The following is a 15,114-nucleotide window of genomic DNA, read 5'->3' as shown; positions in this document are numbered from 1 at the left end:
CCTCGTACTGGACGTACTTGGGTCTGTGCCTGGTGCGGTGAGAGTGCGTGCATGGCGTCGCGGGGCAGACGGGAATTTGACGACAGGGCCTAGCGCGCCCACGCTGCTCCACCCGTCCTCGGTGGCGATGTGATCGTGAAGCCACGCCGCCGTGGCTTCGCGGCCCTTGTTGCCACTACGAAGCACCGAGCCGGGGCAGTGGCGTCAGCGGGTCCGCCTTGGTCCTGCCATCCGCCCGCCCCGGAACAAGGGCCACATCACGGTGCACACGGGAAGGCGGAGTGCTCGCATCTGGTCGTCGTCTGGTTCTCGCCCTTACTCGTTCGAGTTCGGTGCTCCCAGCGGCAGCCAGCCTCGTTCGGCTGCGCGCAGCGCGATCTGGAAGCGTGTTCTGGCGCCCAGTGCGCTGCCGGCCTCGCTCACGTGCTTCTGCACGGTGCGGCGGCTGATGTTGAGTACCCGGGCGATGGCGTCGTCCTTCATCCCGGTCGCCATGAGGTCGAGGATCGCCTGGGTTCGTTCGTCGATCTGCGTCGTCTCCCGGGTCTGGCGGGGAGCGGGCCAGTCCTGCCGACTTTCCAGTGACACCGGCACGGCGTGCTTCCAGATAGCCTCGAACAGCGCGGCGAGTGCGTCGATGAGGGCAGGTGAGCGGACCTCGAGGGACCCTGCCGAGGGGCGGTCGTCGTGCAGGGGCAAGAGGGCGGCGGTCCGGTCGAACAGGACCAGTTTGACGGGAAGTCGGGAGCTGAGCCGGAATTCGCCGCCTCTGGCGCTGCCCCGCAGCGCCGTCTCCAGTGACACCGTGTCCGTGAAGCCCTCGGTGTCGTAGACCGACCGCAGCCGTATTCCCTCACGGAACTCCGGCTGCGCGGCGTCCCCATGACCGGAGGCATCCGCGGGCCCGGTCACATAGGGCGGCTTGGCCAGGTGCAGTACTTCTTGGGTGCTGCCCTTGAGGAGATGCGCATAGCGTGCGGTGACCTCCTCGTTGTCTTCCAAGACTTCCACCAGGTGCGGAGCCTGCGGGCGGGCCGCGAAGTCGTAGATCTCGTGAAGCTGCTCCACGTAGATCTCGGCCTGGGCCAGTTCGGCGCGCCTGCGGGCCAGCAGGGAGCCCAGGGACGAACGTGGTGGACCGGCCTTCCACCGCGGGGGCCGGCCGGCGATGGGTATGACCAGGAGTGCGTCCTCCAGAGACCGCAGTGCCGTCTCGACCTCTTCGCGCGACGCGCCGACCGCGGCCGCCACGGTGAGGGAACCGGCGGGGGCGTGGCCAACCAGGTACTCCAGGACGCGGCCGCTGAGCGCGTCCAGCCCGATTCCGGCCCAGGGGCTGTCCGACGTCACATCCATGCAGCCTGACACTCCTGCTGTAGTGCGCATCGGTGTTGAACGTATCTCTGCGCAGCCGCCCGCGGGACGCAGCGCATGTGGGCAATTGCGCGAATCCGCGACGGGCGGATCTTGTCGCACATGACGCGACACCGTCAAGGTGGGCACGCTCCCACCAGTCCCGAAGACGCGACTGGCCCTGCGCATCATCCGCCGGTCCGACCGTTCAAGTCGAGGGAATCCTTTGACACACCACCCGTCTGGAAGACGGCGCCGCCTGCTCGTGCTCGCGGCAGCCCTTCTGGTCACAGCAGCGACCCCGCATGTGGCCTCCTCCGCTGACACCTCGCCGGCCAACAGTTCGGCCGGCGCCACCCGCACTGCTGACAACGTTGCCGCGACCGTCGTCACCCTCATCACCGGCGACAAGGTAACCGTGGGCCCAGAGCGGGCGACGAGCCCGGCACGCTCACCGTTCAGGGTCCCGACGGGGAGCCCACCGGCGCCCGCGTGCTGACCGTGGGCGGCGACACCTACGTCTATCCCGACTCCGCCCGCCCCTACCTGGCGTCCGGCGTCCTGGACGACCAACTCTTCAACGTCTCCCGTCTCGTGGCCGACGGCTACGACGACGCGGCGCTCACGCACCTGCCCCTCATCGTCACCTACGGCGGCAAGGAGGCGTCCGTCTCCACCTTGCGCAGGCGCGCCGTCGCCATGCAGGGTGACGCCACGGACGTACGTCCCCTCACCAGCGTCAACGGGGTGGCCTTCGCCGCGGACCGCGAGGACACCGACGCCCTGTGGAGCGCGCTCACCGGCACCGAGTCCGACTCCGCGAAGGCGCCGGGCGCCCACGCCGACGCGGTCTTGCACGGCGGCGTCGCCAAGGTCTGGCTCGACGGCCGGGCCGAGGCCACCCTCAGTGACTCGGTCGCCCAGATCGGCGCCCCCGAGGTCTGGGCGGGCGGCAACACCGGCAACGGTGTCGACGTGGCCGTCCTCGACACCGGCTACGACCCGGGCCACCCCGACCTGAAGGACGCGGTCGTGGACAGCGACAGCTTCGTCCCCGGCGAGGACGTCACCGACCGCAGCGGCCACGGCACACACGTCGCCTCCACCATCGCCGGCAGCGGCGCCGCCTCCGACGGCAAGGAGAAGGGCGTCGCACCCGGCGTCGACCTGCACGTCGGCAAGGTCCTCTCCAACGAGGGCTACGGCTACGACTCCTGGATCCTGGCGGGCATGGAGTGGGCCGCCCGCGACGTCCACGCCCGGGTCATCAGCATGAGCCTGGGCAGCAGCGAGAACGCCGACGGCGACACAGTGCTCGCCCGGGCCGTGAACGAGCTGAGCGCCGAGACCGGCGCCCTGTTCACCATCGCCGCCGGCAACGACGGTCCCGGTGCCCAGACGGTCCGATCGCCCGGCACCGCCGACGCGGCCCTCACCGTCGGCGCGGTCGACTCCTCCGACGCCATCGCCGACTTCTCCAGCCGTGGCCCCCGCTACGGCGACGACGCCCTCAAGCCCGAGATCACCGCGCCCGGCGTCGGCATCCTGGCCGCCCGGTCGCAGTACGCCAGCAACGGCTCCGGCTACTACATGAGCGCCAGCGGCACCTCCATGGCGACCCCGCACGTGGCGGGCGTGGCCGCGCTCGTCGCCGCCGCGCACCCCGACTGGACCGGCAGCCGCATCAAGGACGCCCTGATCAGCACCGCCAAGCCGACCCCCGGCATCAGTGCGGACGACGGCGGCAACGGCCGGGCGGACGCTGCCGCCGCGGCCACGGCGACGCTCACCGCCACCGGCAAGATCGACGCCGGCATCCACTCGCCCGGTACGGACAAGGGCACGGTCCACTCCACCGCGACCTGGACCAACACCCGCAGCCGTGCGCGGAGGCACGCGCTGGCTATCGCGGTCGCGGTACGCGGTGAGGCCGGCGGTTTGGCCGTCGACCACTATTTCGTATCGGTGTTTGGCGCCCACTCGCTGGACAGTCGGAGTGGTGCGCGGGCTGTGTCATCGTGACCCTTCCAGCGGCGGGTTGGTTTTTGCGTGGCGAGAAGGCGGCACGCAAAAGGGCGCGCGCGGGAAGTCGGTCGCCGAGGCAACCGCCGACCCTGCCGAAGTGTTCGGACGTCTTCTGCCACGCTTTTCGACGCCATCACGGGGAAACCAGGCAGGCTACCCGTGCAGATTGGGTGGCTCCTTCTCGATGCCGAGATCACGGTCGATGTCATAGCCGACTGGATCGTCGGTCGCCGTCGGATGTCCGATGTCTGCCCCCAGGTCGAAGGCAGCCGCGCCGATTGCGTCATCCAGCTCGGCTTCCTGGCGCTGACTTTCGACCCGCTCGTGATGCCGGGCCAGCCGGTTCGCCAGATTCCGGATGTGCCCGTGGTGTGGTTCCGAGTTCAATTCGTCCTTGCTCATCGAAGCTCCTGTTCGTGGCCGCCGTCGTCGCTCAGGGGCGCGGAATGTTCCGCAGGTTGGTCCGTGCCAGATGGACCATGCGCCCGACTCCTCCGCTGAGGACGGTCCGGCTGGCGGACAGGGCGAAGCCGGTTACCTGTTCAGAGGTGATCTTGGGGGGAACGGCAAGCGCATTGGGATCGGTGACCACATCGACCAGCGCCGGCCCGTCGTGAGCGAAGGCTTCGCGCAGGGCGTCGCGCACGTCTCCGGGCTTGTCGACCCGGATACCGCGTGCGCCGGCGGCAGTGGCGATGGCCGCGTAGTCGGTGTGCGGGTACCCGGTGCCGTACGGAGGGAGACCGTCGACCATCATCTCCAGGTCGACCATGCCCAGGGACGAGTTGTTGAAGACGACCACCTTCACCGGCAGGCCGTACTGGACGAGGGTCAGGAAGTCGCCCATCAGCATGGAGAACCCGCCGTCGCCCGAGAGGGAGACCACCTGTCGGCCGCGGTCGAGGAACTGCGCGCCGATGGCCTGGGGCAGCGCGTTGGCCATCGAGCCGTGGACGAAGGAACCGAGGATACGGCGTCGCCCGTTCGGCGAAAGGTACCGGGCGGCCCAGACGCAGCACATGCCGGTGTCCACGGTGAAGACCGCGTCGTCAGCGGCCTCCTCGTCCAGCACGGACGCCACGTACTCGGGATGGATCGGGATGTGCTTCTCGACGTTGCGCGTGTACGCGCCCACCGCGCCTTCGAGCGCGTGCAGGTGCCGGTCCAGCATCCGGTCGAGGAACCGGCGGGACGGCTTCTCACGGACTTCCGGGGTCAGGCACTTGAGTGTCTCGCGGACGTCCCCCCACACCGCGAGGTCCAACTGCGTCCGCCGACCCAGCCGTTCGGGCTGGATGTCGATCTGGACGGTCCGCACGTCGCGGGGCAGGAACTCCGTGTAAGGGAAGTCGGTTCCCAGGAGCAGCAGCAGGTCGCACTCGTGCATCGCCTGGTAGGCGGCGCCGTACCCCAGGAGGCCGGACATCCCGACGTCGTACGGGTTGTCGTACTGAATGTGCTCCTTGCCGCGCAGCGCGTGGCCCACCGGGGCCTTGACCTTTTCCGCGAAGGCCATCACCTCCGCATGGGCGCCCTCGACGCCCCGGCCGCAGAAGACCGTCACCTTCTCCGCGGCGTCCACGAGTTGCACCAGACGCGCCAGTTCCTCGTTGCCGGGACGGACGGCAGGCCGGTGCAGCGGAATCGCGAGTTCGGCGCCGTTGTCCGGGGACTCCTGGGCGGCGATGTCTCCGGGCATGGCCACGACCGACACGCCGCGCCGGCCGACCGCGTGCTGGATCGCCGTCTGCACCACGCGGGGCATCTGGTGCCGTGAGGAGATCAGTTCCGAGTAGTGACTGCATTCTTCGAACAACCGGTCGGGATGTGTCTCCTGGAAGTACCCGGTGCCGATCTCGCTGCTGGGGATCTGTGCGGCCAGCGCGAGCACCGGCGCCATCGACCGGTGTGCGTCGAACAGGCCGTTGACCAGGTGCAGATTGCCCGGCCCGCAGGATCCCGCGCAGGCGGCCAGTCGGCCGGTGAGCTGTGCCTCGGCGCCTGCGGCGAAGGCGGCGACCTCCTCGTGCCGGACCTGGATCCATTCGAGGGCGTCGTGCCGCCTGACCGCGTCGACGACCGGGTTCAGGCTGTCGCCGACGACGCCGTACATCCGGCGCACCCCGGCGCGGGCCAGGAGGTCGACGTACTGCTCGGCAACCGTCTGCTTGGGCATGACTCTCCTCGAAGCGCTCTGTCCTGAGTCCCCCGCCAGGCTAGGAGGCGCCGGTCGAGCGGCTTGCCTGCCAGCGCACTGCTTGGTGCCCGACAGCGCACCCGTCTCAGCCCACCGGTCGCAGGGTTCCTTCGCTGACCACGGTCCGTGCGCTCCCGGACAAACCGCACCCGTGCCCAGGTCCTCGGTTCGAGTGCAGGGATCCGCCGCCTCTGCGGCCACACTCACCGCCCACCGAGGTGATGCAACGGAGCGTCACGTGGCACTGCTCGAGTGGGCCCGGGAAAGTTCTCCGGGAAGGCCGAGGGCCCTGCCATCGACCGGGTGGGCGACGGCAGGGCCGCCCCCCCCGCTCCACCCGTCCCCTTCGACTTCACGAGCGAGCACTCATGACCGGACTGACGGGCATCTCCCACGACACCGTCCAACGCAACGCAATCAAGCAGTACTGGCTCAGCGCGGGGCAGGGGCCGCCGGTCCACCTGCTGCACGGCTACGCCGAGACCTGGTTCGGCCGGCGGAAACAGATTCCTGTACTGGCCGAGCAGTTCACCGCGATCGGACTGGACCTTCGCGGCTACGGCGACACGGGCAAGCCCGCGTCCGGCTATGACAAGCGGACCCTGGCCAGCACCGCGTCGGCCGGCTCGAGAAGCGCATCCGCCCGGTTGTAGGGGCCGTCGTAGAACTACGGCAGTTGTGAAGCAGTCCGGCTCCTGCAGTTCCGGCTGATGCCACGCCGAGCGTGCTGTCCCACTTTCGTGTCGCTTCACGCGACGTTGCCCGACCCTCGAAGCGTGAAGAACGGTCGTCCCGCTGTCTCAGCAAGACGCCAAGACCAGCAGATCAGATGACCCGGCGAGGTTGGACGCCAAGCTCAACCCGGCCGGTGCGCTGCCAGACCTCATACGGTGCGCTGACGGTCAATCAGCCGATCGGCAGCCGCAATAGCCTGGCGAAGGCCCCACGACAACCGCCCTGCGGAGCTCGGAAAGCCAATGTACAAGATCACCAGAAGACGGTGATCGTTGACATCGTCGAAACAGATCGGGAGGTCCCTGATGGACATCACGCCGGAGATCGCTGAGGACAGCATCGTGATCGAGGAGCTGGGCCAGGCCCAGGCCGCTTTCTGCCAGACCGAATGGGCCACCGAGGACTGAGCTGAGCCTCACGGGCCGCACGGGAAACGCCTTGGCGCCCTCCTGTGCGGCCCCTTGTGTTCGGCTGCAGTGGGAAGGCGATGACCGTTAAGCACATCAGGTTCAAGGGACATATCGGTGTCCACCCGGTTCCGGGTGACGGTGTCTTCTTGTTGCTCGGAAGCCGCACCGTGGTACTGCACGGTGCGATGATCCAGTTGTTGGCTCCGCTTCTCGACGGCCGCTACACCCGCGACGAGGTCGTCGAGCGGGCGTCCGCCTCCTTTTCTGCCGACAGCGTGCGCCACCAGCTCGACAAACTGGCCGGGGCCGGCTTCCTGGTGGAGTCCGGTCCGGGCGAGGATCTGCGGGCCGCAGGTTACTGGGAGTTGGTGGGAGTGAATGCCGCGTGTGCGGAGCGCCGGCTCGCACGCGGTGTTGTCAGTGTGACGGCCGTGGGTGGCGCGGACGCGGCCTCCCTGGTCGAGGCCGTACGAGCAGCGGGGCTGCGGGTCACTGAGCAGGATGCCGCATTGGAGATCGTGGTCACCGATCATCTCCTCCATCCTGACCTGTTGGCTGCCGACGAGAAGGCTTTGGTCTCGCGGCGGCCTTGGTGCGTGGCGAAGTTGACGGGCGGTACCGCTTTCCTGAGTCCGGTGTTGGAACCGGGCCGGACGGCCTGCTGGCACTGTGCCGCGTACAGTCTCGCGGGGCTTCACATCGAGGCCGCGTTCATCGAAAGCGTGACGGGTGGCGGTCCTGTTCCGGCCGAGGTTCCGGTAGGGGGGAACCTGGTGTCCCACCTCACCGCGCGGCTCGCGGTCCTGCGCATAGCGCAATGGATGGCCGGGGCGGGAGAGCCGGACCCGCATGTACTGACCTTCGACACGGTGTCTTTGCGAACGGAGCGGCACCGTCTGGTGCGTCGGCCCCAGTGCCCGGCGTGCGGCGACCCAGGGCTGCTCCAGGCGCGGGCGCTGCGCCCGGTGACCTTGACACACCGGCCCACCCACAGCATCTCCGGCGACGGCCGTCGCTCCCTGTCGCCCGAAGCGATGCTCACGGCGTACGGGCATCTTGTCAGCCCGGTCACAGGCATCGTCACCGATCTGACACTCCAGGAGACAGGCACTGACCTCGTGCACGTCTGCACGGCGGGCCACAACTTCGCGCTGCACGGACCGAGTTCCCGCAAGGACCGCAGACCACTGCGTGGCCGGAGCGCGGGCAAGGGCGCCAGTGCGGCCCAGGCGAAGGCAGGCGCTCTGGGCGAGGCCATTGAGCGGTTCTCCGCGGTCTGGCAGGGCGACGAACACCGCATCCGTACCACCTACCGGGACCTCGCGGGGGAAGCGGTCCACCCTGACGCCCTCCAGCTCTACAGCGAACGGCAGTATGCGGACCGAGCGGAATGGAACGCCCGTCGGATCGCCTTCCACCGGGTCCCCGAGCCGTTCGACGAGAATGCCACTCATGACTGGTCCCCGGTGTGGTCCCTGACCGGACAGCGGCACGTTCACGTGCCCACTGCCGCGCTGTATTACCGGTACCCGCATGTACCGGCGGCCGGGAGGTTCATCTACGCGGACTCCAACGGCAGCGCCGCCGGCGGCACCAAGGAGGAAGCCGTTCTGCAAGGGCTCCTCGAACTGGTCGAACGTGACAGTGTCTCAGTGTGGTGGTACAACCGCGTTCGGCGTCCCGCCGCCTCCGTGGACAGCCTCACGCTTGCCCACCTCACCACCTGGCAGGAGGCCCACGCCTCGCTCGGCCGTGAGGCATGGGTACTGGATCTCACCTCCGACCTCGGGATCCCGGTCGCGGCGGCCATCTCCCGGCGGACCGACTCGCCCGCGGAAAGCATCCTGATGGGCTTCGGAGCGGACCTGGACATGGGAGTCGCCGTCTCCAAGGCCATGAGCGAGGCGAATCAGCTTCTGCCGGTCGCGGCGGGTGCGGAATCCCGCAGTCTGCCGCCGACGCCGGAGGACGAGCTGTCCCTCCACTGGTGGCGCACCGCCACCGTGGAGAACCAACCCTATCTACGTCCCCTGCTGGACGGTTTCGACGCGGCTGCCACGAGCCTTCCCGTCCGGAAGCGGACCGACCCGCTGAGCGATGTCGAGGCGCTGCGGCAGGCTCTGGAGAGAGGTGGCATGGAGGTTCTGGTGGCCGACCAGACGCGTCCGGACATCGACATGCCGGTCGTCAAAGTCATGGTGCCGGGACTGCGGCACTTCTGGCCACGGTTCGCACCTGGACGCCTGTACGACGTTCCCGTGCGGCTCGGCTGGCTTGCAGCCCCCACCACCGAGGAAGACCTCAACCCGATCCGTATGTTCCTGTGAACCGCAGCGGAGGAAGCACCACTTGGACAGCAATCCCGACGCGGCACCGTCCGCCACGGTGACCGTCGAATCCTCCCGGCGCGCTCCCGACGCCCCTGTACATCTGACGTTCCGGAACGGAACAGTGGTGGTGGAGGAGGCTGACGGAGCGATCCGGGTCGAACACCCGGCGAACACGTTCGTGCTGCGCCAGGTACCCGAGCGCGTCCGCCGGACCCTGCTGCGGATGGCCACCGGGTTGGTGATCCCTGACGCGGACACCCAGGCCGGCCAGGAAGGGTTGATAGTGCTGCCCCCTTCACTGGCCGTGGTGATCGGCCGACTGGAGCGTCTCGTCGAGTACCGGGTCCCGGATGCCTCGGGCAAGGACGCGCTGGCAGTCGAAACCATGGTCTGCGAGTCGCGCCATCAGCCACTCCCACCGTCCCGGGACGTTCCGCTGCGCCTGTCCCGCTTCGCCTACCTCCGGCGAGAGGCGGACGGCCTCGTACTGGAGTCGCCCAACTCCGCCCGACGCGTGCGTCTTCTGAACTCCCGGGCTGCCGGACTCGTCGCGGCTCTCGGCACGGCCACCACAGTGACGGAACTGGTCGGCGGACTCGGCCTGTCGGAAGTAGAGGCGATCCGGCTGACCAGCCACCTGACCGGTGCCGCGCTGGTGGAACAAGCCGCTGACGGAGTGTTCCCCGAAGACTCCGACACCGCGCGGCAGTGGAGTTTTCACGACATGCTGTTCCACTCACGCAGCCGGATGGGAAGGCACGACTACCCGATCGGCGGCGTCTTCCCCTTCACCGGCGAGATCCCCCCCACCCCTGCCATCAGGCCTGCCTTCCCGGGGCCGTCGATCGCTCTGCCGCGTCCCGACCTCACCACAGTCCTGGACGCAGACCCTCCCTTGACAGTCGCCCTCGAAGCCCGGCGTTCGGTCCGCAAGCCCGCACAGGATCCGATCACGCTCCGGCAACTCGGTGAATTCCTCTACCGGACCGCACGGATACGTTCCCTCATCGACCAGGACGCCGAGCAGCCGGTCCCCTACGCTGCGACCTCCCGCCCTTACCCCAGCGGGGGAGCCACCTACGACCTGGAGTTCTACCTGACTCTCCGGCGCTGCCGCGGCGCAGAGGCCGGTATATACCACTACGACCCGCTCGCCCACCGACTCGTGCTGGTGAATGCCGATCCCGCCGACCGTACCCGCCTCCTGGAGCGGGCCATGCGCGCCACCAGCGGTGGAACACCCCCAGACGCACTGATCACGCTCACCTCCCGCTTTCAGCGCCTGTCATGGAAATACGCCGGCATGGCGTACGCGACCACCCTCAAACATGTCGGAGTCGCCTACCAGACGATGTACCTGATCGCCACCGCGATGAAGCTCGCCCCCTGCGCCCTCGGCAACGGCGACAGCGCCGAGGCCGAAAAGATTCTGGGCCTCGACCACCTTCAGGAATCATCCGTCGGCGAGTTCATGCTGAGCGCCGCCTCCCCGCCATCCGCAGTTCCTGCCAGGCGCACCTCCTGGCGACCGGCCAACGACCATGACTGGCACACCATCGCGACGGAACGCCTGCACGGTCAGCCCTCCACGCACGACGGCTGAGGCCTGTTCCAGGGGCTACGTTGACCCCTAAGGCCAATAGCCCGCTTGATAGCGCCATGTCCGGATTGTAGGGAAGTGTCACCGGGAGGGCTGACCGGCATCGGGAAACAGTTCACCAGCAAGTACACCAAGCCCTGTGGGTCCACGTTGCGATCATGCGTGGCGGCCCGAACGACGAGTACACGGAAACGGAGGTCACCCGCATCGTCGACGTGGGCTCCGAAGGCGAGCCCCAGGCACGCCGGAGCCTCCCGCTTCACCGGGGCGTGACCGGCGGGTCGTGTGACTGCCGAGTGTCCCGATCGTTCCGCTCGGCGTGGGGCGGGGTGACTTGTCGAACGAGGAATGGGCTCGGTTGGGGCCTCACCTGCCGAAGAACGCTGGCCGGGGCGGGTGTGGGAAGAGCCACCGGCAGGGGATCAACAGGTTTCTGTTCCGGTTGTGGATGGGTGTGGACTCCCGGGTGTGCCGCGCTCACCAGCGCCGTCGGCGCCCGCAAGCAGGCGCCTCGGGAATCCGGCAAGTGCAGCCGGCCGGCACACCGTCCGGATGAAGCCCTCGGCCGTTCACGCGGCGGGCTGACAACGACGATCCACCTGGCCCGTAAGGGCGGACTACGGCCGCTGGCCATGCTGGTCACACCCGGACAATGGATGACACCCCGCGGGTGATCCCGGTCCTGGAGGGATCCACGTACCCAGCCCCGCTGGTGGCCATCCCCGCACCCGACCGGATCACGTGAGCGGTGACAAGCGTACTCATCGCGCCGCAACCGCAGTTAGCTGCGGCATCGGCAGATCAAGCGCACCATTCCCGAGCGCCACGACCAGCGGGCCCACCGTCAACGCCGCGACAGCCACAGTGGCCGATCCGCCGGTTTCGATCCAGCGCACTATGCCCGTGGGAACGAAGTCGAGCGGCTGATCAACCGGTGAAGACTTCCCCGGGTCACGGCGACACGCTTCGAGAAGAGAGTCCATGTCTTTCACAGCACCGTGACCGCCGCAGCCATCCACCTCAGGCTCCACGCATGACCCACCGGACAGAACCTAGGGCGGAGGGCACGGTAAGTTTGGCCCTCGGCGCACAGGGTCTGGTCTCCTCGCGCGCCGGGCCTGGAGCTTTCTTCCGCCACGCTTCCGGGCTGGAGTGAGGGAGTTCGTTGAATGATGCGCTTTGAAGTGCTGGGGCCGATACGCGTGGTGCGTGAGGGGACAGAACTCGACCTCGGCTTTCCCCAGCAGCGTGCGCTGCTGGGTCTGCTTCTGGTGCGGGCTGGTCAGCCGGTTCAGCTGAGTGAGATCGTCGACGTGCTGTGGGGGGAGCGGCCGCCGGCCAGCGCGGTGAACGTGGTGCACCGCTACATAGGGTCGCTGCGGCGTCTGCTCGAACCGCAGCTGCCGCCCCGGGCCCCGGGCCGCTGGATCGTCCGACGGACCGGTGGCCATCTGCTGGACGCGCGGGTGGAAGAGGTCGACCTGCTGCGGTTCCGTGAACTCGCCCGGCAAGGCCGACGGGCCGTGGCGACGGGCAGGCCCGAGGCGGCGGTGACGCTTTTCACGGAAGCCCTGAAGCTGTGGCAGGGTCCGGTCACGAGCGGCCTCCCGGCGTCCGTCCGCGCGAATCCGCAGTTCGTCGCCGTGGACAAAGAGCTGGTGAACACGGCGAAGACGGCAGTCGACGCGGCTCTCCTGTGCGGCCGGGCGGAGCAGCTGCTGAGCCCGCTGCGGCAGGCCGCCCTCCTTGACCCGCTGAACGAGTCGTTGTACTCCAGACTGGTCACGGCGCTGGCCGCATCCGGACTCCAGGCCGAAGCCCTGGCTGCCTACCAGGACATCCGGCGACGGCTGGTGGATGACCTGGGTGTGACTCCGGGCCAGGAGCTGAACACGGCGCATGAGCGGGTTCTCCGTCACGAGTTGCCCGCGCCCGCCGTCCCTCGCGGCGACGACCGTGCCGGCGACGCGCCTGCGGAGCCAGAGAGCCATGTGGAGCCGCACGTGGGGGCGGAACCGGTAAGTCCCGTTGTCCGGCCGGCCCAATTGCCTCCCGGCCTGGCAGTCTTCTCGGGCAGGCAGACGGAACTCTCCCAGCTGCTGTCCCTCACCACCGGGACCGGCGCCTTCGCCGCTGCCCCGGTGATCGGCCTGATCAGCGGAATGGCGGGAGTCGGGAAGACCACGCTGGCGGTGCGCTGGGCCCATGAGGTGGCGGACCAGTTCCCCGACGGCCAGCTCTATCTCAACCTGCGCGGTTTCGATCCGGTCGGCAAGCCGGTGGACCCCGCGGAGGCACTGCGCGGATTCCTCGACGCGCTGGGCGTGTCTCCGCGACGCCTCCCGGCGGGGGTGGACGCGCTCACGGGCCTCTACCGCAGTCTGCTTGCCGACCGCCGGGTACTGGTCCTGCTCGACAACGTCCATGACGCCGACCAGATAGCGCCATTGCTGCCTGCCTCGTCCGGCTGCCTGACCATCGTCACCAGCCGCGGCCAACTGCCCGGCCTGGTCGCCTCCGGAGCCCGCCCGCTGTCCCTGGGGCTGCCGCCGGCCACCGACGCCCGCGCCGCGCTGGCTTTGCGGGTCGGCTCCGCCCGACTGGCCGCCGAACCCGAAGCGGGGGAGGAGATCATCACCCGCTGCGGCCGTCTGCCGCTGGCCCTGGCCGTGGTGGCCGCCCGTGCCGCCGCCCATCCCGGCTTCCCGCTCGCCGCGATCGCCGCCGAACTCCGCCAGTCCCACGGCAGCCTCGACGCCTTCTCCACCAGCGGCTCAGCCGACACCCGTGCCGCCTTCTCCTGGTCCTACCGGCTGCTGCCGCCCGACTGCGCCCAGCTGTTCCGGCTGCTCGCCCTCCACCCGGGACCCGACTTCACCGCTCACACGGCGGCCGCTCTCGCCGCCCTGCCGGCGCGCCAGGCCCGTCTCGCCCTCGGCGAGCTGGCAGGCGCTCAACTCATCACCGAACAGGCACCGGGCCGCTACGTCTTCCACGACCTGCTGCGCGCCTACGCCGCCGAACTCGTCACCGCACACGACGCCGAAGCCGAACGTCATGCCGCCCAACACCGTCTGTTCGACTACTACCTGCACACCGCCTACGCGGCCGATCAGGTACTGAGCTCCAACGGGAACCGCCTGGAGCTGGCGCCGGCCCGGCCCGGCGCGAACCCCGAATCCTTCACCGGGCGCCAGGACGCCCGGACCTGGTTCACCAACGAGGACGACGTGCTGATGGCGGCCGTCGGGCATGCCCTGGACACGGGGTTCCTCACCCACGCCTGGCAACTGTCCTGTTCCATGCGCGTCTTCCTGTACGGGCAGGGACGCTGGCAGGACGAGGCATCCGCCCTGCGCACCGGACTTGATGCGGCACGGCGCAAAGGCGATCTGCTCGGACAGCTCACCACGCTGCGCAAGCTCGCTCGCACGCTGGCCGACTTGGGGCAGTACGAGGCGTCCCATGCACACCTGCGTCTGGCCTTCGAAGTCGCCGACAAACTCGGCGACACCACGGAACTGGCCTACACCCATTCGGCCGCGAGCTGGGTCCTGGACAAACAGGGACGCAGCCGTGAGGCACTTGAAGAAGTCGCGACGGCCGTCAGCCACTACCGGGCCGCCGGGCTCCAGGACTCGGTGGCCATCGGTCTCGGCGGCATGGCGTGGTTCCAGCTGCAACTCGGAGACTACAAACAGGCGATCATCCACGCGGAGGAGGCCGTCCGCCTGGCGCGCACGATCGCTCCCACGCATGCCGAGGCCGCTGCCTGGGACACCATAGCGACCGCGCACCACCGGCTGGGCGAGTTCGAGCAGGCGATCAGCTGCTTCCGCCGGGCCGCTGAGCTGATGCCGCGGTTCGGTGACACGTATAACGAGGCGGGCGCATGGGAACGGCTCGGTGACGTGCACCGTGACGCGGGCGATCTGGACGCCGCCCGTGACGCCTGGCGCCGCGCCATCGCCCTTTTCGAACAGATCGAGCGGCCGGAAGCAGAGCATGTGCGGACAAAACTGGATGGATCAACGGCAGCCCAGTAAGAGGTACTGACCAAGACGTTGGACATGCCCGTAGGTGATCAGGCACGTGGCGAGGCCTGGGCATGCCTCGTGGATGTCACCGTGTCGCTCCCGTCGGATCCGAAGGCGGACGGAAAAGGCCCAGGCCAGAGCCGTGTTCCTGGCCCCGTTCGGCAATGACCGGACGAATGCCACATGCCCACAAAAGGCGCCGGTACCTGTCGTGGCCGTAGCCGCGGTCGGGGCAAGGAGTGCGCCTGGACGGCGTCCGGGCCAGGCCCACCACGCCCCCCCGCGGCTGGGATCGGTGAGGACGTGGTGCTTGCTGCCCGGTCGTGCGTGGCCGACCGGACTGAGCCGCTTGTGGGCCCAGCAGGCCCGCCGCACACGGGAGGAGTCGATCACCGCCCGCGACCAGCCCACGTTCTTCTTCGACCGC

At 68.8% G+C, this 15,114-nt stretch carries 8 protein-coding genes and 2 pseudogenes; 6 read left to right on the top strand and 4 right to left on the bottom strand.

Annotated elements, in window-relative coordinates; genetic code table 11:
* Positions 1-315: 315 nt before the first annotated feature.
* Positions 316-1,356 (bottom strand): LuxR C-terminal-related transcriptional regulator, encoded by a 1,041-nt coding sequence (locus tag ABZ656_RS39805; protein WP_360274935.1) that lies wholly within the window; start codon positions 1,354-1,356, stop codon positions 316-318.
* A 489-nt stretch (positions 1,357-1,845) separates the two neighbouring features.
* Between ABZ656_RS39805 and ABZ656_RS39800 the strand changes: the two genes are divergently transcribed.
* Positions 1,846-3,375: a S8 family serine peptidase gene (locus ABZ656_RS39800; RefSeq protein ID WP_360274932.1), complete on the top strand. Its 1,530-nt coding sequence runs from the start codon at positions 1,846-1,848 to the stop codon at positions 3,373-3,375.
* 156 nt (positions 3,376-3,531) lie between these two features.
* Here the strand turns inward: ABZ656_RS39800 and ABZ656_RS39795 are convergent, their stop codons facing one another.
* On the bottom strand, positions 3,532-3,780 hold the full coding sequence (locus ABZ656_RS39795; RefSeq protein ID WP_101402687.1) for a hypothetical protein: 249 nt from the start codon (positions 3,778-3,780) through the stop codon (positions 3,532-3,534).
* 31 nt (positions 3,781-3,811) lie between these two features.
* Positions 3,812-5,554 carry a pyruvate dehydrogenase gene (locus ABZ656_RS39790; protein WP_360274929.1) on the bottom strand — a complete coding sequence of 581 codons (1,743 nt, stop codon included), beginning with the start codon at positions 5,552-5,554 and terminating at the stop codon, positions 3,812-3,814.
* 389 nt (positions 5,555-5,943) lie between these two features.
* On the opposite strand from ABZ656_RS39790, the gene ABZ656_RS39785 reads away from it, so the two are divergent.
* From ABZ656_RS39785 to ABZ656_RS39765, 5 genes and pseudogenes are all read left to right on the top strand, one after another.
* On the top strand, positions 5,944-6,228 hold the full coding sequence (locus ABZ656_RS39785) for a hypothetical protein (protein WP_180362235.1): 285 nt from the start codon (positions 5,944-5,946) through the stop codon (positions 6,226-6,228).
* Positions 6,229-6,866: 638 nt separating this feature from the next.
* Positions 6,867-9,047 (top strand): TOMM precursor leader peptide-binding protein, encoded by a 2,181-nt coding sequence (locus ABZ656_RS39780; RefSeq protein ID WP_360274925.1) that lies wholly within the window; start codon positions 6,867-6,869, stop codon positions 9,045-9,047.
* 22 nt (positions 9,048-9,069) lie between these two features.
* Positions 9,070-10,653 (top strand): SagB family peptide dehydrogenase, encoded by a 1,584-nt coding sequence (locus ABZ656_RS39775; RefSeq protein ID WP_101402690.1) that lies wholly within the window; start codon positions 9,070-9,072, stop codon positions 10,651-10,653.
* Between the two features lie 316 nt (positions 10,654-10,969).
* Positions 10,970-11,687: pseudogene (locus ABZ656_RS39770) on the top strand (IS5/IS1182 family transposase).
* A gap of 132 nt (positions 11,688-11,819) precedes the next feature.
* Positions 11,820-14,696 (top strand): BTAD domain-containing putative transcriptional regulator, encoded by a 2,877-nt coding sequence (locus tag ABZ656_RS39765; RefSeq protein ID WP_101402691.1) that lies wholly within the window; start codon positions 11,820-11,822, stop codon positions 14,694-14,696.
* On the opposite strand, the pseudogene ABZ656_RS39760 reads toward ABZ656_RS39765, so the two are convergent.
* A pseudogene (locus ABZ656_RS39760) lies at positions 14,679-15,029 on the bottom strand (hypothetical protein); the annotation flags it as partial. The gene ABZ656_RS39765 and the pseudogene ABZ656_RS39760 sit on opposite strands and share 18 nt — an antisense overlap.
* Positions 15,030-15,114 lie beyond the last annotated feature (85 nt).

Origin of the sequence: Streptomyces sp. NPDC007095 (genome assembly GCF_040634475.1) — a bacterium.
Lineage (GTDB): Bacteria > Actinomycetota > Actinomycetes > Streptomycetales > Streptomycetaceae > Streptomyces.
This window is presented reverse-complemented; position numbering and strand designations above follow the sequence as displayed.